An 18,301-nucleotide genomic window follows, 5' to 3' on the forward strand; every position below is an offset into this window, starting at 1 on the left:
CGTGACGCGGACGGTGCTCGACGCCCCGCCGGCGATGCCGGCGTTGTTCGCCCGGGCCGCGCTCACCGCGCGCGGCCGGGGCGGCGACCTGCCCGACACCCGGCTGGCCCGGCTCGGGGTCGAGGTCGACCCGGCGTCCCTGGCGGCCTACAGCCGGGTCTGCGGGTTCCCGCTCGCCGACAGCCTGCCGGTGACCTACCCGCACCTGCTCGCCTTCCCGCTGCAGGTGGCCTTGATGACCGAGCGGGAGTTCCCGCTCGCGCTGCCCGGCCTGGTGCACGTGCGCAACCAGGTCGACCAGCTGCGACCGATCGGCGCCGGTGAGGCGCTGGACGTCGAGGTGTGGGCCGAGCGGTTGGCCGCACACGTGCGCGGGGCGACCGTCGACCTGTGTGCCTCGGTCGCCGCGGGTGGTGCGGAGGTCTGGCGCAGCCGGTCGACGTACCTGGCCCGCGGGGCCACGGCGCCCGAGGGCGCGCCGGAGGCCGACGTCGGTGTCTCGGTCGGGGCGCTGGACCGGGTCAGCGCCCAGTGGCGGGTGCCCGGCGACACCGGCCGCCGGTACGCGGCGGTCTCCGGGGACATGAACCCGATCCACCTCACCGGGGTCACCGCCAAGGCGTTCGGGTTCAAGCGGGCGATCGCGCACGGCATGTGGGTGAAGGGCCGCACGCTGGCGGCGCTGGCCGGCCGGCTGCCCGACGCCGTGAGCGTGGACGTGGCGTTCCGCAAGCCGCTGCTGCTGCCCGGCACGGTCACGCTGTCGACCGAGCCGGTCGAGGGCGGCTGGGACGTCGCCGTCCGGAACGCGAAGGCGGGCACCGAGCACCTGCTCGGCACGATCCGTCCGTCCTGACCACCCGCGCGGCGCACGGCCACGGAGCGTTCCGCCCTTAGCATCGGTCCGTCATGGACACGCAGCCGATCCCGCAGGTGGGTACCGAGCGCGCCCTGCCGCCGCTGTGGGACGAGTCGTCGTGGGACGAGCCCGAGTGGGACGAGCCCGCGGGGGAGTCGCCCGCACGGGAGCCGGTCTGGCGGGTGCTGACCCGCGGGTTCGGCGAGCTGATGGTGACGGCGGGGCTGGTCCTGCTGCTGTTCGTCGTCTACGAGGTCTACGTCACCGACCTGCTCAACGACCGTCGGCAGGACCAGCTCACCGAGGAGATCCGCGACGTCTGGGCGGACACCCCGGTGTCGGGCCCGGCGCCGGTGCTGGTCGAACCGGCGGTCGGCGAGCCGCTCGCCGTGCTGCGCATCCCCCGGCTGGGCGAGGACTACCAGCAGGTCGTCCTGCAGGGCACCGAGGAGGCCCAGCTCGCCCAGGGGCCGGGTCACTACGCCGGGACGGCGATGCCCGGGCAGCCGGGCAACGTCGCGCTGGCCGGGCACCGGGTGGGCAAGGGATCCCCGTTCCTCGACCTCGACCAGCTCCGGCCCGGCGACCCGATCGTGGTGGAGACCGCACAGAGCTGGTTCGTCTACCGGGTGCTCGGCGACCCGGCCACCGGCGACGCCACCACCGACCCCAGCGGGATCCCCGGCCAGCACATCGTCACGCCGGCCGACATCGACGTCATCGCCCCGACGCCGGGCGCGGCCGGTGCGCCGCCCTCGGGTGAGTACCTGACCCTGACCACCTGCCACCCGAAGTACTCCGCGCGGCAGCGCCTGATCGTGCACGCGCGGCTGGACGGCGCCGCGATCTCCAAGGCCGAGGCGCCCGACGGTCCGCCGGCACTGCGCGACGGCGGAGGCGAGGCCTGATGTACGGGTGGCTCTGGCGGACCCTCCCCGGTGGACGGGCGAGCAAGGCGTTCCTCTCCCTGGTCCTGGTGCTCGCCGTCTGCGCGCTGCTGCTGCTGGTCGTCTTCCCGTGGGCCGAGCCGATGCTCCCGTTCAACGACGTGACCGTCGACCCCTGACCCGTACGGAGGGTGCTCACGCGGTGCGGCGCACCTTGAGCCGGGGCGGGCGGCCGTCGGGGTCGATGACGTAGCGGTACAGCGGGGCGGCGAGGAGCCGCTCCCACAGGGGCGGGCGCTCGACGACGTGCGCGCGCAGCCGGCCGGCCGGGCGAGGGCCGCGACGCCCACCGGCGTGCCAGGCGTCCAGGGCGGCGGCACCGTGCCGCACCGCGGCGACGGCCTCGTCCGGGTCGAGCAGGTCGGCGTCGTCGCCGTCGGCGCGGCCCAGGTGCTCGCGCATCAGCATCAGCCGCAGCTCCCGGGCGAACCGACGGGCTCCGTCCCCGTGCCCGCCCGGGTCGACGGGCTCTCGCAGGTCGCGGTCGGTGTCGACGACGGCCGCGGTCAGCTCCGAGTCGTGCGTCCAGGAGCGCCGGTTGAAGTTGTCGCTGCCGACCGTGGCCCAGACGTCGTCGACGATGCACACCTTGGCGTGCACGTACACCGGGACGCCCCGCTCGTTCTCCACGTCGAAGACCTGCACCCGGTCCCCGCCGGCCTCCCGGACCATGTCCAGCGCCCGGGCGTGCCCCAGGGCCACCGGCGCCACGCTGATCGGGCTGTCCTTGTCCGGGTGGCGGGGCACCACGACGACCAGCTGGAGCCGAGGTCGCGCGCGCAGCGCGCCGGCGAACACCCGGGCGACGTCGGTGGACCACAGGTACTGGTCCTCCACGTAGACCAAGCGCTCGGCCCGGGCCAGCGCCTTGGCGTAACCACGGGCCGCGCTGCGCTCGCCGTCCGGCGCGAACGGGTACCCGGGCCAGCGGTTGGGATAGGTGCGCAGCAGCTGCACCGCACACGACCCCTCGCCGGGCGGGGCCGGCCGCGCCTCGGGGAGGGAGGAGGGCGCCCGGTCCTGGCCGCGGAGCAGGTCGGGGAGCACGTGCCACGGCACCCGGGACAGCGCGGCGGGGTCCTCCCAGCGCTCCCGGAAGACCGCCTCGACCTCGCGGACGACCGGCCCGCGCAGCTCGACCTGGACGTCGTGCCACGCCGGGGTGTCGCCGTAGGCGTCGGCGAACGGCCGGGCCTGCGGGTCGCCCTCGTGTCCCTCGCCGTCCCGGCGGCTGTACGCGACGTCGATCCCGCCGAGGAAGGCGACGTCCTCGTCCGGGCGGTCGCGGTGCCGCACGATGACGAACTTCTGGTGGTGACTGCCCATCGGTCGGACCCGTTGGTCGAGCAGCACCTCGCCGCCGGTCTCGTTGACGTCGCGGGAGAGGTCGCGGTTCTGCTCGGCGGAGAACGCCATCGACTCCAGGTGCGACCGCCAGATCAGCCCCTTGACCAGGGCACCGCGACGGACGGCGTCCGACAGCGCCGCGCCCACCGTCGGGCCGTCGTCGGTGAGCAGCTCGTCGGTGTCGCCCCGCCAACCGGCGAGGTAGACCAGGTCGCCGCGCCCTGCGTCGGCCAGCACGTCGGCCAGGACGGGGAGGTAGCTGCGGCCGTGCACGAGGGGCCGGACCCGGTTGCCCTCGGTCCATGCCTGGAGCCGGGTCGTGTCGTTGCCGCGCTCGGCGGCGGAGAGGAACCAGGCCTCCAGGCCGGCCGGGGCCGCGGGTGGCAGGTCGAGTGCGGCGTCCAGGTGGGCGGCCAGCTGGGCGCCGTCGGGAGCCCGGACGACCGGTACGCCGTCGACGTCGCCGCTCGCTTCCGCCGCGTCGGCCGGGTGCACCTGTCGCAGCGCGATGGCCTCGACCCGGTCGGGGTGCTGCCGGGCGAAGCCGCGGTAGATCTCCGGGTCGTGCTCGCCGTCGTCCCCCACGAGCACCCAGCGGATGCCGGGCAGGTCGGCGGTCAGCCGCTCCAGGGCACCGCGTTTGTGGGCCCGGCCGTCCCGGAACCAGCCGCGCGGCGTGACTCCCCAGTCGGTCATCAGCAGCGCCCCCGCCGGGAAGCGGTTCCGGTCGAGGAAGCGGGCCACCGGCCCCGCCAGGTTCCACGGGCCGTTGCTCAGGTACACCACGGGGGCGTGCGGGTGGTCCTGGACCAGCCGGGTCAGCAGCCCGGCCATCCCCGGCACCATGGTGCGCCCGCTGCTGGACCGGGCGAGGGTGCGCCAGGCGGCCCGCAGCGGGTGCCGCAGCCCGGTCACCCAGACGGTGTCGTCGACGTCGCAGACCACGCCCCGGCGCACGTCCGTACCGGCGACGTGCACGGTGGCCCGGGCGGGCTCGCGCCCGGGCACGACCAGCTCGGCCTCCGCCCGACCCGGGGGCAGCTCCACGTCCAGGGTGACGTCGACGAGCCCTGCGTCGTCGGACCGGGCGCGGTGCCGCACCCCGCCCAGCTCGATCTCCACCTCGCCCTGCGGCTGCTCGAGGGTGAGCAGCCGCCGCCAGCCCGGGATGTCCCGCCGGGCCCCCGGGTCGGTGCCGGCCGGGGCGAGCAGCAACCGGCCCAGCACCCGCGCGCTGCCGCTCGCCCCGTAGCCGGGGTAGCTGAGCGCCGCCGGGTGCCAGCCCCGCCGCCGGGCGACCCGGGCGAGCTGGTCCCGCAGGCCGTTCTCCAGCCGGTAGGCGATCCGGACCAGCCGGCTGGGGGCCTCGTCGGTGAGACTGCCCGGGTCCGGCACGGTGTGCTCGGGGCGGGGCTGTTCGGTCATCCAGGCGGCTCCCTGCGTCATCGGTGCTCCCCGGGCGGTCCCGCGCACAGCGGTGCCGGCCGGTGTGGGCCAGTCCTCAGTCCTACCGTGGAACGGGCCGGTCCGCGCGGGCGTTGCGCTCGCTGATGCCGTCCGCCATGCGTGCGGACGCCGCGCGATGGGCACCCACCTGCCGTGCGGCACCCCGGACCGCCCCTCGAGAGGAACACAGCGTGTCGACGCCCGGCTCACGGACCCACCGCACAGGGAACGGCAGCCGGTGATCGAGTGGTTGCTGCTCTTCGCCGCCGTCCTGCTCGTCGCCGCCAACGCGCTCTTCGTCGCCGCTGAGTTCTCGCTCATCGCCGCCGACCGGGTCACGCTGGAACGCGAGGCGGAGGCCGGGGACCGCCGGGCGGCCGGCGTGGTGGCGGCGATGCGGTCGCTGTCCACCCAGCTCTCCGGCGCGCAGCTGGGCATCACGGTGACCAGCCTGGTCGTCGGGTTCATCGCCGAGCCGTCGCTGGCCACGCTGCTGCGCGGGCCGTTGGGGCTGACCGGGCTGGGCGACGGGGCGGTGACCGCGATCTCGGTCGGGCTGGCGCTCGCGGTCGCGACCGGTGTGCAGATGGTGTTCGGCGAGCTGGTGCCGAAGAACTGGGCGATCGCCGAGCCCACCCGGGTCGGCAAGGTCGTGGCCGGGCCGCAGCGGGCCTTCACCACCGCCACCCGCCCGCTCATCGCCTTCCTCAACGGGTCGGCCAACCGGCTGCTGCGCCTGATGGGCATCACCCCGACCGAGGAGCTCGCCTCGGCCCGGGCGCCCCAGGAGCTCGCGTCGCTGGTCAGCCGGTCCGGTCAGGCGGGCACGCTGGACGTGGGCACGGCCGACCTCGTCGCCCGGTCGATCCAGTTCGGCGACCGGACGGCGGCCGACGTGATGACCCCGCGCCCCCGGGTCCGGTTCCTCAGCGCCGACCAGTCGGTCGCCGAGCTGCTGCAGCTGGCCGCGTCGAGCGGTCACGCGCGGTTCCCGGTCGAGGGGGAGAGCGTCGACGACGTCATCGGGGTGGTGCACTTCAAGCACGCGATGAAGATCCCGGCCGAGCAGCGGGCGACCCGCACGGTCGGTGAGGTGATGGTGCCGGTGCGCGCGGTGCCCGAGACGGTGGAGCTCGACCCGCTGCTGGAGACCCTCCGTGAGCCGGGGCTGCAGCTCGCCGTGGTGGTCGACGAGTACGGCGGCACCGCGGGCATCGTCACCCTGGAGGACCTCATCGAGGAGATCGTCGGGGAGATCGACGACGAGCAGGACGCGCCGGTCACCCGGCAACGCCGCGCACCGGACGGGTCGTGGGTGCTCTCCGGGCTCCTCCGGCCCGACGAGGCCGGCGACGCCGTCGGCCTGGAGCTCCCCGAGGGCGAGGGGTCGGAGACGCTGGGCGGACTGCTGACCGAGCGGCTCGGCCGGCTGCCGCAGGTCGGCGACCGCGTCGTCCTCCAGGCCCACGACCTCGCCCACCCCGACCCCGACGGCGTCCCCGTCCCGACGGAGGTGGCGGTGACGGTGACCCGGCTCGACGGGCACCGGGTCGACCGCGTCCGGCTGCGGCGGACCGGCGGCGCGACCGCTGCCTCCCGCACGGAGCACGCACTGACGACAGAGGAGGTCGGCCGATGAGCGACACCGTCGCCATCCTGGTGGGCCTGGCCCTGCTGGCCGGCAACGCCTTCTTCGTCGGGGCGGAGTTCGCGCTCGTCTCCGCGCGCCGCACGCAGATCGAGCCGCGTGCCGCCGAGGGTGCACGCGGCGCCCGGACGACGCTGAAGGCCATCGAGAGCGTCTCGCTGATGATGGCCGGCGCCCAGCTGGGCATCACGGTCTGCTCGCTGGGGCTGGGTGCCGTGGGCGAGCCGGCCGTCGCCCACCTGCTGGAGGGACCCTTCGCCGCGGTCGGCATGCCCGAGGCGCTGGTGCACCCGGTGGCGTTCGCCATCGCGCTCACCGTCGTGGTCTTCCTGCACATGGTGCTCGGCGAGATGGTGCCGAAGAACATCTCGCTGGCCGGCCCGGAGCGCGCGGCGCTGCTGCTCGGGCCGCCGCTGTACTGGGTCGTCCGCGTGCTGCACCCGCTGATCTGGCTGCTCAACCAGGTCGCCAACGTCGTGCTCCGCGTCCTGCGCGTCACGCCGCAGGACGAGGTCAACTCGACGTTCACCCGGGACCAGGTGACCGGCCTGATCGGGGAGTCGCACCGCGAGGGGCTGCTGGACGAGCGCGAGCACCAGCTGCTCACCGGCGCCCTGCAGTTCGACGATCAGCGGACCGCGGACGTCGCGATCGCGACGGCGGACCTGGTCACCGTGCCGTCCCGGATCACCGTGGGCGAACTCGAACAGGTCTGTGCGGCCACCGGCTACTCGCGCTTCCCGGTGGTGGACGGCGACGGCGACCTCGAGGGCTACGTCCACCTGAAGGACTTCCTCGCCGTCCCGGTCGAGCAGCGGGACTCACCGGTCGACCCCGCGCTCATCCGCCCGCTCGCCGGTGCGACGACCGACCAGGGGCTGCGGGACGTGCTGGCGACCATGCAGCGTGAGGGCGCCCACCTGGCGGTCGTACGCGACGGCGACACGGGGCGGACCGTCGGGGTGGTGGCCCTGGAGGACGTGCTGGAGGAACTGGTCGGCGAGGTGCGCGACGCGGCGCAGACCGTGGCGGCCGGGCGCCGGTAGGGGGACCTCCCCCTACCGGCGGCCACGGTCAGCTGTGGCGCGACCCCCGGGACGAGCGGTTGCGCCGTCCGGCGCCTCCGCCGGTGTTCGCGGTCGGTGCCGGGCGACCGTCGGAGCGGCCGCGACCGCCACGACCCCCCGCCGGCCGGGAGCGCTCCGCGCCACCCCGGCCGGACCGCGGGCCGCTGCACGGGCGGCAGGTGGTGAACCACGGGGCGATCGAGGTGCCGCACTCCGTGCACGTGCCCGAGCGGCCGATGGCGATCGCGTCGGGCAGCAGCTCGGTGATGGTCTCGGCGCACGCCTCCTCGAGCTCGGCGGCGTCGTCGCTGTCCAGCCCGGCCACGCCGGGGAACTGGCGGAGCAGCGTCTGGGCGTCCCGCGCGGCGGCAGCGGCCTGCTCGTACTCCTCGACCGAGCCCTTGACCGGGTACTCGGGCAGCACGGTCGCCACCGGGACGGGCAGGCCGACCGCGTGCTGCAGGGCGGCCCGGGCCAGCACCAGCCAGCGGGTGCGCCGCGGCGGGTTGTAGTCGATGGCCAGGTTGATCAGCCGCCACACCGTCTGCAGGTCGCCGGCCTCGCCCAGCGGCCCGCGCAGCATCGGCAGCAGGGCGTGCACGCGCAGCACCAGGCCGGTGACGTCGTCGGCGGTCATGCCCTCGCCCTGGGTCGCCACCCGCGCCCAGGCCATCCAGCGGGTCAGCGCCTCGGGCAGGTCGACCGCCTCGTACGCGCCGAGGTCCTCCAGCTCCGGGCGGAGCCGGGGCCGGCGCTTGGGCAGGTCGCTCATCTCGTCACCCCGGGCCACTGCGGCACCGGCACCGACCAGCGCACCGACCGGCTTGAGCCCGGCGACCCCGATCAGGATCCCGGTCTGGCCGTGTCCGGTCAGCCCGTACCGGCCGGCGCGCCCGGCGATCTGGGCGACCTCCCAGGTGCGCAGCGGACGCAGCTCCTGGCCGTCGAACTTGGTGGTCTCGGCGAACAGCACGGTGGTGGCCGGCACGTTGATGCCGTGGCCGATGACGTCGGTGGTCACCAGGACGTCGAACTCGCCGCGGGTGAACCGGTCGATGACCTGGCGGCGGGTGGCCGGCGGCAGCGCGCCGTAGAGCACGCCGACCTTGCCGGGCCGGTGCTGGTCGAGCTCGGCGGCGACGGCGTAGACGGCCTTGCGGGAGAAGGCCACGACCAGCGTCTGCGGGCGGACGGCGTCGGTGCGGACCGGCGCCTTGAGGACGTCGAGGCGCGAGAGCCGCTTGTGGTTGACGACCTGCACCTGCTGGGCGTCGGTGACCAGCGGCTTGAGCACCAGGTAGGCCTCGGCGGCGGAGATGAGGTGCATCTCGCGGTACTCGCCGGTCAGCAGCAGCCGGGCCCAGTGGTGGCCGCGGTCGGGGTCGGTGACCCAGTGGGACTCGTCGAGGACGAGCAGCTCGCCGCGGTCGGGGGCCTTCTCCACGGTGCAGCAGACGATCGCCGCGTTGGGGTCGATCTCCTCCTCGCCGGTGGACAGGCCCACGGTGCCCGGCGGGAGCTGGGCGGAGAGCTTGGCGTAGGCCTCGTGGGCCAGCTGCCGCAGCGGGGCGGCGTAGACGCCCGAGCCGGTGGCGGCCAGCGCCTGCAGCGACTCGTAGGTCTTCCCGGAGTTGGTCGGGCCGAGGTGGAAGACCACCTTCTCCGGGCGGGTGGCGCGGGTGGGGAGCTCGGGCGCGGCGCCGTCCACCCAGATCTGCTGGGCGCGCTTCTCGTCGCGCGCGGCGACCCGGTCGGCGTCACGGGCGGCGGTCTCGCGGGCCGCGCTGCGCTCACGGCGCCGGGTCGGGGTGTGCTGGGGGCCGGTCACAGGCAGGGAGTGTCCTTCGCTGAGGGATCAGGCGGTGGGAGGTCGACGCGCACGTGCGCGGACCGTCGCTGGGTGGAACACCGCCAGCGCTCCCATCATGCCCTATCGCCAGACTGGGGACCATCGTGCCGTATCGCTGGCAGAATTTGTGATAACCGGAAAGGGAAACGGCGCCATGCTGAGCGCATCGCACGTTCGATGATGCCGACGATCAGCACATTCGTCAGCAGATAACGATCAGGTAACGCGATGCACCGCCGGTTCGGCGGCGCACTGTCGGCACCCAGGTCGATGCCAGGTTCCGTGCAGCGCCCGGACCTCCGGGTGGACGAGCCCGGCGTTCCGGGCACCCTCACCTGGAGAACGACGTGCGTCTCACGTCCCCGGTCCGTCGTGCAGCCGGCCTGCTGGCCGTCACCACGATCGGCTTGTCCACCGCGGTCCTCAGTGTCACCGGCATCGCCTCGGCCGCCCCGCTGGAGCCCTTCGACTTCACCACCGAGACCGACATCGACTACGACCAGGACGAGCTCACGTCGTTCACCGTCCCGGACGGCTACTGCACCATCGACTGGCTGGTCTACGGCGCGGCCGGTGGCTTCAGCGGTGACGGCTCCTTCGGTGACGACGGTGGCGGTTTCATGACCACGACGGCCGTGGTCGCCGGCGACGTCTTCACCTTCACGGTCGGCGGGCCGGGCGGCGATGCCGAGCCCGGGACCCCGGAGACCACCGATCAGGACGGCGTGGTGACGCCCGCGGTCCCGGGCACGCCGGGCGCTGCAGGTCTCCCCGGCGGCGCGGCGGGCACCGGCAACGACACCGACGGCCTGGGTGGCGGCGGCGGCGGGCTCACCACGGTGACGAAGGGTGGTCAGCCCTTCATGAGCGCCTTCGGGGGCGACGGCGGGTCGGACGCGGGCCAGCCCGCCAACGGCGGCGCCGGCGCGGGCGACGAGGTGGACGTCTTCCCGTTCCACCCCGACGCCGACGACACCGTCACCGGCATCGACATCGGCGCCGTGACCGGCTACGTCACGCCCTGTGCCGTCGCGCCCCCGACGCCCGTGGACACGCAGGTCACCGGTGCACCGAACGCCAACTGGGTCTTCGGGGTGGAGAACGGCCTGCACTTCCAGCTGACCGTCAGCACCGTCGACTCCGCGAACCCGGTCACCGGCGTCGAGTACACCCTCGACGGAGGGAAGGCCTGGGCCGGCGTCGCCGCCGCGAACCTGGGCGACTACCAGTACTCCGGCACGATCACCGGCCTCGAGTCGGGCGCCACGTACTCGGTCAACTTCCGGTTCACCACGAAGCAGGGTGTCACCGCTGCCTCCAACACCGTCACCGGTCGCACCACCGTGCGGGGGCCGCTGGACGTCAAGGCCGTCGCCGGTCCCGCCTCGATCAAGGTGAGCTGGGCCGCGCCGGCCAGCCTCGCGGGCGTCTCCGGCTACCTCGTCACCGCGTCCCCCGAGGGGGCGCAGAGCAGTGACGGCTCGGTCTCCTGCCAGCCGGCGGCCGCCCTGGGCACCGCATGCGCCCTGCCCGCCGTCCCTGGCACGACGTACAACCTGAACGTCCAGTCCCTCGACGCCGATGGCAAGGGGCTCGGCTGGTCCGACCCGGTCACCGTCGGGCCGGTCCTCGCCTCGTCCGTCGCGGCCTCGCTGCCCAAGGCCGACGGCACGCTGACCAGCGATGACGCCGACGGCAAGGTCGTCGCCGGTGAGAAGATCACCATCTCCGGCGATGGCTTCCTGTCCGGCTCCACGGTCGACCTGGTCGTCTACTCCACCCCGGTGAAGCTCGGCACCGCCACCGTGCTGGCCGACGGCACCTTCAGCGCCACGGTGACCCTGCCGAAGGACCTGGCGAACGGCGTCCACCACCTGGTGGCCACCGGTGTCGACGTGAACGGCAACGTCCGCAACCTGGTCGTCGAGGTCACCGTCTCCGGAGGCACCGCCGTCCTGGCCTTGACCGGCTTCTCGCCGCTGCCGTTCGTCGGCGCCGGGGTGCTGGCCCTCGGGGTCGGTGGCGGTCTGCTCGTCGCCTCGCGCCGCCGCGTGCAGTAACCCGTTCCACTGCACCACTCCGGCCCCGACCCGCATCCGCGGGGCGGGGCCGGACCCGTTCCAGGCCGGGGCGCTAGCCTCGGACCGCCAGGAGGGCTCGCCTAGTGGCCGATGGCGGCGGTCTTGAAAACCGCTAAGAGTTCACAGCTCTTCGTGGGTTCGAATCCCACGCCCTCCGCATCACCGCCGGCCGTGCCGCGCGTACCGGGCCGGCGTGCCCCGGTCATCAGCAGGTCTCGTTCTGCTCACCCGCGCGCCACCCCCTTGACAGTTGTTTGTAAGGACGGTTGCCTAACAAATGTGACCGCCGTCGCAGACACCCCGCAGCACCGCCGAGCGCTGCGCTCGACCGCCAAGGTGCTGCCCGAGCACGCCCGGGCGAGCAACCGGTCGATGGTGCTCCAGCTGCTCTTCCACGCCGGGCCGCGGTCGCGGGCCGAACTGGCCCGGGCGACCGGGCTGACCCGGGTGACGATCTCCGACCTCGTGTCCTCCCTGCTCGCCCAGGGCCTGGTCACCGAGCTGGGCCAGCAGGCCGACGGCAAGGTCGGCAAGCCCGGCACGCTGGTCGGCCTCGACGCCGAGGCCTTCCAGATCGTCGCCGTCGACCTGGCCGACGACGAGCGGGTGCACGGCGCCGTGCTCGACCTGTCCGGCGCCGTCCAGGAGCGCCGGACGGCGGCGGTCGGCGGCTGCACCGGCGCCGCGGCCGTCGAGGTGCTGCTGGGGCTGTGCCGGGAGCTGGTGGCGGCGACCACCCGCCCGGTGCTCGGGGTGGGTGTGGGCTCCCCGGGCGTCATCGACCTCTCCGGCCGGGTGCTGCAGGCCCCGAACCGCGGCTGGTACGACCTGCCGCTCGCCGAGCAGCTGAGCGCGGCGCTGGAGCTGCCGGTGCACGTGGCCAACGACGCGGACACCGCGGCCCTCGGCGAGTTCACCTGGGGCGGCGCCTCCGGCAACGGCCTGCTGGTGCTCACCGTCGGCGGTGGGGTGGGCGCCGGGATCGTGCTGGACGGCGCCCTCGTCCAGGGCAACGAGCACGCCGCCGGCGAGCTCGGGCACGTCACCGCCCTCGACGAGCGCGACGAGCACGACCAGGCTCCGCTCGGCCGCCCCCAGCCCTGCGCCTGCGGGCGCCGCGGCTGCCTGGAGACGGTGCTGTCAGTGCCGGCGATGCGCCGGCGGATCGCCGGGCTCGACCCAGCCGCCACCGACGCCGCGCTGGCCTCGGTCGGGCGCCGGCTGGGGATCGTGCTGGCCCCCGTGGTCAGCGCCCTGAACCTCTCCGAGGTCGTGCTCTGCGGCCCGGAGGAGCTGTTGGGTGGGCCGCTGCGTGACGCGGCGCTGGCCACCCTGCGGGAGCGCACCATCCCGGTCGTCAGCAGCCACGTCCAGCTGCGGATGACCTCGCTCGGCGAGCACGGTGCCCTGTCCGGGGCCGCCGTGCTCGTGCTGTCCGGTCAGCTCGGGGTCACGTGACCTCGCACGCTCGGTCACGCGACGCGGGTGGTGCTGCACCCACGCGTGACCTCGCGAGCTCGGTCACGTGACGACCCCGAGCCGACCCCTGCACGTCGGGAGAGCACACCCCCTGGAACGGCGCTGTCCGGCACCGTCCGCGCATCGGGAAGGAACCCCAACATGAAGAGGGTACGCACGAGAGGCCTGGCTGCCCTGGCCGTCGGGATGCTGGCGCTGACCGCCTGCGGCGGCGGCGAGGACGCCGCCGAGGCCGGCGGCGAGAGCGGTGGCGAGCTGCGGCTGTGGCTGGCCGGCTCCGACACCCCGCAGGAGCTGCGGGACCACCTGGTCGAGTCCTTCGAGGCCGAGCACCCCGGCTCGACCCTGGTGATCGAGGAGCAGGACTGGAACGGGCTGGTCCCGCGGCTGCAGACGGCGCTGACGTCGGAGAGCCAGACCCCGGACCTGGTCGAGCTCGGCAACACCCAGAGCCCGACGTTCACCTACGCCGGGGCCTTCAGCGACATCTCCGACATGTACGAGGAGCTGGGGGGCGACGACCTGCTGCAGGGCTTCGTCGACGCCGGCACGGTCGACGACACCCTCTACGCGGTGCCCTACTACTCCGGCGCCCGCGCGGTCTTCTACAACAAGGAGCTCTTCGCCGCCGCCGGGGTCGAGGTGCCCACCACCCTGGCCGAGTTCACCGAGGTCGCGCAGACGCTCCAGCAGGCCAACCCGACCGGGCAGCCGGGCTTCTCCGGGTTCTGGCTGCCCGGGCAGGACTGGTACAACGGCGTCGCCTGGCTGAACAGCCACGGCGGTGAGCTGGCCGTCGAGGAGGACGGCGAGTGGACCGGGGCGCTGTCCAGCCCCGAGTCGCAGGAGGGGCTGGCCGAGGTCCAGGAGCTGTTCACCACGGCCACCAGCGCACCGCGGGACGCCGACTCCGACGAGCCGTGGATCGCGTTCAACAACGGCGAGGCGGCGATGTTCTCCGCCCCGACCTGGGCGCGCTGGAGCATCGACCTGCCCGAGTGCAACAAGGGCGTGGCCGCCGACGACGAGTCCGAGGCGGCGAAGGCGCTGCTGGACGAGCAGCAGGCGTGCAACGAGGAGAAGACCGGCATCTTCGCCCTCCCCGGTCTCGAGGAGGGCTCGGTCGCACCGGTGTTCTCCGGTGGCTCGAACATCGGCATCCCGGCGAAGTCGGGCAACCAGGAGCTGGCCCGGGACCTGCTGCGGATCATCTTCAGCCCCGAGTACCAGACGATGCTGGCCGAGAACGGGCTGATCCCGGGCAACACGGAGTACGCCGACGCGCTCGGCGACGACGTCTACGCCCAGGCGGCGCTGGCCGCCGCGGTCGACGCCGAGCTGACGCCGCCGGCCGAGAAGTGGGCCGACGTCGAGGGCGCCCGGATCCTGGAGGACCTCTTCCAGGAGATCGCCAGCGGCACCGACCCGGCCACGGCCGCGGCGAAGGCGGACCAGCTGATCACCGACACGCTCAACTGACCGCCTGACCCCGTCCGCCGGGGGCGCGACCGCGCCCGCCCGCCGTCCGGCGCCCGCCCGCCGCGATCGCGTCCCCGGCCCGGCCCGGTCCTGCCCGGATCCAGGAGCCCGCCATGTCCGCGCCACCCGCACCTGCCGCGACCGCACCTCCTCCGCCCCGCACGTCGCCCCCGGCGACGGGGAGCACCTCCGCGGCCCCGCTGCGCCGCCGCCGTCGGCCGCTCCGCTCCCGCCTCGTGCCCTACCTCCTGCTCGTCCCGGCCCTGGTCCCGCTCGGGGTGGGCCTGGGCTACCCGCTGGTCCGCCAGTTCGTCTTCTCCTTCCAGGAGTACGGCCTGGCGCAGCAGTTCGGCCGCCCGGCCGAGTGGGTCGGCCTGGACAACTACGTCACCCTGCTCTCCGACCCCTACGTCTGGGGGGTGATCGCCCGGTCGATCGCCTTCTGCCTGGTGAACGCCGCGCTGACCATGGCGCTGGGCATCGCCCTGGCGGTGCTGATGACCAAGGTCGGTCGGGGCGCCCGGATCACCCTGCAGGTCGGCATGCTGCTGGCCTGGGGCACGCCGGTGCTGGCCACGATGACCGTCTGGCAGTGGCTGTTCGACTCCCAGTACGGCGTCGTCAACTGGGTGCTGGCCGGGCCGCTGGGGATGGAGGGGCAGCGCGGCCACTCCTGGCTGATCGAGCCGCTGTCCTTCTACGCGGTCGCCACGGTGATCGTGGTCTGGATGAGCGTGCCGTTCGTCGTCTTCACCGTCTACGCCGGGCTGCTGCAGGTGCCCGAGGAGTGCATGGAGGCCGCCCAGCTGGACGGGGCGAGCAGCTGGCAGCGGCTGTGGGGGCTGGCGCTCCCGATGATCAAGCCGGTGCTGTTCGTGGTGGCCCTGCTCCAGGTGATCTGGGACCTGCGGGTGTTCACCCAGATCCACGTGCTGCAGCGGGCCGGTGCGCCGACCCGGGAGACCCACCTGCTGGGCACCTACATCTACTCGCTGTCCAAGGAGTTCTCGATAGCCGGGGCGATGGCGACGATCATGCTGGTGATCACGCTGGTGCTGACCACCGCCTACATCCGCCGGATGCTGCGCGAGGAGGAGGCATGAGCGCCGTCGCGCCACCGCCACCGGCCGTCGCGGTGCCCGAGCGGGCACGGGTCGTGCCGCCCCGGCGCCGACCGCGTCGCCGGGCCACCGCGGCCCGCCGGCTGCTGGGCGCACTGGCGGTGCTGGTCGCGCTGGTCTGGGTCTTCCCGGTCTACTGGATGATCAACAGCGCGTTCCTGCCGACCAACCGGCTGCGCACCCCGGAGCCGTCGTTCCTGCCCTTCGGCGGCACCCTGGCCAACTTCCGCCGGGTGCTGACCGACCCGTCGTTCTACGACGCCGTCAAGGTCTCCCTCGCCGTCACCGGGCTGACCCTGGCCGCCGCGATCCTCTTCGCCTTCGTCGCGGCGCTGGCGATCAGCCGGTTCCGCTTCCGCGGCCGCAAGAGCTTCGTCGTGACGGTGCTGGTCGTGCAGATGATCCCGGCCGAGGGGCTGTTCATCTCCCAGTACCAGATGCTGGACACCTGGCAGCTGGTCAACTCGGTGCTGGGCCTGTCGATCGTCTACGTCGCCGCCGTCCTGCCGTTCACCGTCTGGATGCTGCGCGGCTTCGTCAGCGGGGTGCCGATCGAGCTGGAGGAGGCCGCGATGATGGACGGCCTGTCCCGCACCGGCGCGTTCTTCCGGATCACCTTCCCGCTGCTCGCCCCCGGGCTGGTCGCCTCCGGCGTCTACGGGTTCCTGCAGGCCTGGAACGAGTACACCCTCGCGCTGGTCGTGATGACCGACCCGGCCGAGCGCACCCTCCCGCTGTGGCTGCAGGGCCTGGTCGAGGCCAACAGGGCGACCGACTGGGGGATCGTCATGGCCGGCGCCGCGCTGATCACCGTGCCGGTCATCGTGTTCTTCCTGTTCGTCCAGCGGCGGATGAGCTCCGGTCTGGTGGCCGGGGCGGTGAAGGGGTGACCGCGCTCGCGGCAGGCGCGCGCGGGTGCACGGTCGGGCTGGACATCGGCGGCACCAAGGTGCTCGGCGTGCTGCTGGACGACGCGGCGACGGTGCGGGCCAGCGTGCGGGTGCCCAGCCGGCCGGGCACCGAGGGGGTCGTCGGTGCCGCGGCCGAGGTCGTCGCTCAGCTGTGCCGCACCGCGGGCATCCCCCCGGGCGAGCTGACCGGGGTCGGCGCCGGGGTGCCCGGGCTGGTCGCCCCGCTGACCGGCGAGGTCTCCCACGCGGTGAACCTCGGCATCTCCGACGAGCCGGTCGCGCTGGCCCCGCTGCTGGCCGACCGGCTGGGGGGTGTGCCGGTGACCGTGGAGAACGACCTGAACGTCGCCGCCGTCGGCGCGGCCCGGGTGCTCGGCCTGCGGGGCGACCTGGCCTTCCTCTCCCTGGGCACCGGGGTGGCTGCCGGGCTGCTGCTCGGCGGGGAGCTGCGGCGCGGCCATCGCGGCGGCGCCGGGGAGATCGGGCACATCCCGTACGACCCGGCGGGCCCGCGCTGCCCGTGTGGTCAGCGGGGCTGCCTGGAGCTCTACGCCTCCGGGGCGGCGCTGGGCGCGGCCTGGCCCAGCCGCACCGGTCGGCCCGCCGCCGTGGAGGTGTTCGGGGCGGCCGCTGCCGGGGACGCCGCCGCCGTGCGGGTCCGGGACGCCTTCGCCGGGGCGGTCGCCGCCGCCGTCCGGCTGCTGGTGCTCACCTGCGACGTCGAGCACGTGGTGCTCGGGGGCGGGGTCGCCGAGGTCGGTGCCCCGCTGATGGCGGCGGTGGCGCACCAGTGCCGGCGGCAGGCCTCCGGATCGCCGTTCCTGGACAGCCTGCAGATCGCCGACCGGGTCCAGCTGGTTCCCGATGGGGTGCCGGTGGCCCCGATCGGGGCCGCACTCGCCGTGCGGGACCGGTTCGCCGCCGCCGGACGCCGCCCGGTGCCCACCCCGTCGTGACCGGTCCGGCGGCACCCCCTTCCCCCGACGAGGAGCACCGCAGCATGACCACCGAGCGCCGCAGCACCACCGGGCCCCGCAGCACCATCGAGCCCCGCAGCACCATCGAGCTGGACCGGCTGGTGAACGCCTGCCTCATGCCGGGCTTCAGCGGCGCGACGCTCCCGGCCTGGGGCGCCGACGCACTGGCCGACGGCCTGGCCGGGGTCTGCCTGTACGGCCAGAACCTCACCGGCGAGGGCCCGCCGGTGGCCGAGCGGGTCGCGGCGATCACCGCGGCGGCTCGGGCGGTGCGCGGCGACGTGCTGGTGGCGCTGGACGAGGAGGGCGGGGACGTGACCCGCCTGGAGTACACGGTGGGCAGCAGCTGGCCGGGCAACGCCGCCCTCGGCGTGGTCGACGACGAGGCGGTCACCTTCGCGGTGGCCGCCGGGATCGGCGCCCAGCTGCGCCGGGTCGGGGTGGACGTCGACCTCGCGCCGTCGGTCGACGTCAACAGCGACGTGGCCAACCCGGTCATCGGCGTCCGCTCGTTCGGTGCCGACCCGGCGCTGGTCGCCCGGCACGGGGTGGCCTACGTGCAGGGGCTGCGATCGGCCGGCGTCGCCGCAGCCGCGAAGCACTTCCCCGGGCACGGGGCGACCACGGTCGACTCGCACCTCGGCCTGCCGGTGATCGACGCCGACGAGGCCACCTTCCGGGAGCGCGAGCTGCCGCCCTTCGCTGCCGCAGTCCGGGCCGGGGTGGACCTGGTCATGACGGCGCACGTCGTCTTCCCGGCACTGGACACCGCCCCGGCCACGCTGAGCCGCCGGCTGCTGGTCGACGTGCTCCGCGGCGAGCTGGGCTTCACCGGGGTCGTGGTCACCGACGCCCTGGACATGGCCGGGGTCCGGGCCGCGCACGGGTTGGCCGGGGCCGCCGTGCTCTCCCTGGCCGCCGGTGCCGACCTGCTGCTGCTGGGCGCCGAGGACGGCGAGGAGCACTGCGCGGCGATCCGGACGGCGGTGCGGGCGGCCGTCGCCGACGGCACGCTGGCCGAGGCCCGGCTGCGCGAGGCCGCGGCCCGGGTGACCGCGCTGCGGCGGCGGTTGGCCGACGCCGAGCGCCC

The 18,301-nt window shown here is 74.4% G+C and carries 14 protein-coding genes and 1 tRNA gene; 13 read left to right on the forward strand and 2 right to left on the reverse strand.

Annotated features, from left to right (window positions below; all coding sequences use genetic code 11):
- Window position 1 precedes the first annotated feature (1 nt).
- The 3 genes from IN07_RS12345 to IN07_RS25780 are packed head-to-tail and all read left to right on the forward strand — an operon-like array spanning window position 2 to window position 1,925.
- Window positions 2-856 carry a MaoC family dehydratase gene (locus tag IN07_RS12345; RefSeq protein ID WP_156119163.1) on the forward strand — a complete coding sequence of 285 codons (855 nt, stop codon included), beginning with the start codon at window positions 2-4 and terminating at the stop codon, window positions 854-856.
- Window positions 857-909: 53 nt separating this feature from the next.
- The gene (locus IN07_RS12350; RefSeq protein WP_081975369.1) at window positions 910-1,767 is read left to right on the forward strand and encodes a class E sortase; all 858 of its coding nucleotides are present in this window, start codon (window positions 910-912) and stop codon (window positions 1,765-1,767) included.
- Window positions 1,767-1,925 carry a hypothetical protein gene (locus IN07_RS25780; protein ID WP_164701271.1) on the forward strand — a complete coding sequence of 53 codons (159 nt, stop codon included), beginning with the start codon at window positions 1,767-1,769 and terminating at the stop codon, window positions 1,923-1,925. Before IN07_RS12350 ends, IN07_RS25780 begins: the two co-directional genes overlap by 1 nt.
- A 16-nt stretch (window positions 1,926-1,941) precedes the next feature.
- Here IN07_RS25780 and IN07_RS12355 read toward each other — a convergent pair whose 3' ends face one another.
- On the reverse strand, window positions 1,942-4,599 hold the full coding sequence (locus IN07_RS12355; protein WP_231558257.1) for a phosphatase domain-containing protein: 2,658 nt from the start codon (window positions 4,597-4,599) through the stop codon (window positions 1,942-1,944).
- A gap of 238 nt (window positions 4,600-4,837) precedes the next feature.
- Between IN07_RS12355 and IN07_RS12360 the strand changes: the two genes are divergently transcribed.
- On the forward strand, window positions 4,838-6,238 hold the full coding sequence (locus tag IN07_RS12360) for a hemolysin family protein (RefSeq protein ID WP_052091200.1): 1,401 nt from the start codon (window positions 4,838-4,840) through the stop codon (window positions 6,236-6,238).
- On the forward strand, window positions 6,235-7,293 hold the full coding sequence (locus IN07_RS12365; RefSeq protein ID WP_036336182.1) for a hemolysin family protein: 1,059 nt from the start codon (window positions 6,235-6,237) through the stop codon (window positions 7,291-7,293). The genes IN07_RS12360 and IN07_RS12365 overlap by 4 nt, the downstream gene beginning before the upstream one ends.
- Window positions 7,294-7,321: 28 nt before the next feature.
- Here IN07_RS12365 and IN07_RS12370 read toward each other — a convergent pair whose 3' ends face one another.
- Complete coding sequence (locus tag IN07_RS12370) at window positions 7,322-9,142, reverse strand: helicase-related protein (RefSeq protein ID WP_081975370.1); 1,821 nt, start codon at window positions 9,140-9,142, stop codon at window positions 7,322-7,324.
- A 368-nt stretch (window positions 9,143-9,510) separates the two neighbouring features.
- Between IN07_RS12370 and IN07_RS12375 the strand changes: the two genes are divergently transcribed.
- From IN07_RS12375 to IN07_RS12410, 8 genes are all read left to right on the forward strand, one after another.
- A complete protein-coding gene (locus tag IN07_RS12375; RefSeq protein WP_036336184.1) occupies window positions 9,511-11,223 on the forward strand; it encodes a fibronectin type III domain-containing protein in 1,713 nt (570 codons plus the stop codon).
- Between the two features lie 90 nt (window positions 11,224-11,313).
- Window positions 11,314-11,401: transfer RNA gene (locus IN07_RS12380), tRNA-Ser, on the forward strand.
- Between the two features lie 122 nt (window positions 11,402-11,523).
- Window positions 11,524-12,702, forward strand: coding sequence for an ROK family transcriptional regulator (locus IN07_RS12385; protein WP_036336187.1), 1,179 nt, complete (start codon window positions 11,524-11,526; stop codon window positions 12,700-12,702).
- Window positions 12,703-12,864: 162 nt separating this feature from the next.
- Window positions 12,865-14,202, forward strand: a complete 1,338-nt coding sequence (locus IN07_RS12390) for an extracellular solute-binding protein (RefSeq protein ID WP_036336188.1) — start codon at window positions 12,865-12,867, stop codon at window positions 14,200-14,202.
- Between the two features lie 236 nt (window positions 14,203-14,438).
- Window positions 14,439-15,305: a carbohydrate ABC transporter permease gene (locus IN07_RS12395; protein WP_197058460.1), complete on the forward strand. Its 867-nt coding sequence runs from the start codon at window positions 14,439-14,441 to the stop codon at window positions 15,303-15,305.
- Complete coding sequence (locus IN07_RS12400; protein WP_081975372.1) at window positions 15,302-16,213, forward strand: carbohydrate ABC transporter permease; 912 nt, start codon at window positions 15,302-15,304, stop codon at window positions 16,211-16,213. The genes IN07_RS12395 and IN07_RS12400 overlap by 4 nt, the downstream gene beginning before the upstream one ends.
- The gene (locus tag IN07_RS12405) at window positions 16,210-17,190 is read left to right on the forward strand and encodes an ROK family protein (protein WP_052091201.1); all 981 of its coding nucleotides are present in this window, start codon (window positions 16,210-16,212) and stop codon (window positions 17,188-17,190) included. Before IN07_RS12400 ends, IN07_RS12405 begins: the two co-directional genes overlap by 4 nt.
- 44 nt (window positions 17,191-17,234) lie before the next feature.
- Window positions 17,235-18,301 (forward strand): glycoside hydrolase family 3 protein (locus tag IN07_RS12410; protein ID WP_052091202.1); only part of this gene is annotated, 1,067 nt, incomplete at its 3' end.

Source organism: Modestobacter caceresii (assembly GCF_000761485.1).
Taxonomy (GTDB): domain Bacteria; phylum Actinomycetota; class Actinomycetes; order Mycobacteriales; family Geodermatophilaceae; genus Modestobacter; species Modestobacter caceresii.

What these genes read in the sequence shown, in the direction of transcription:
- IN07_RS12365 (WP_036336182.1), top strand. Translation starts at nt 6,235, where the DNA reads ATGAGCGACACCGTCGCCATCCTGGTGGGCCTGGCCCTGCTGGCCGGC.
- IN07_RS12355 (WP_231558257.1), bottom strand. Translation starts at nt 4,599, where the DNA reads ATGACGCAGGGAGCCGCCTGGATGACCGAACAGCCCCGCCCCGAGCAC.
- IN07_RS12350 (WP_081975369.1), top strand. Translation starts at nt 910, where the DNA reads ATGGACACGCAGCCGATCCCGCAGGTGGGTACCGAGCGCGCCCTGCCG.
- IN07_RS25780 (WP_164701271.1), top strand. Translation starts at nt 1,767, where the DNA reads ATGTACGGGTGGCTCTGGCGGACCCTCCCCGGTGGACGGGCGAGCAAG.
- IN07_RS12390 (WP_036336188.1), top strand. Translation starts at nt 12,865, where the DNA reads ATGAAGAGGGTACGCACGAGAGGCCTGGCTGCCCTGGCCGTCGGGATG.
- IN07_RS12400 (WP_081975372.1), top strand. Translation starts at nt 15,302, where the DNA reads ATGAGCGCCGTCGCGCCACCGCCACCGGCCGTCGCGGTGCCCGAGCGG.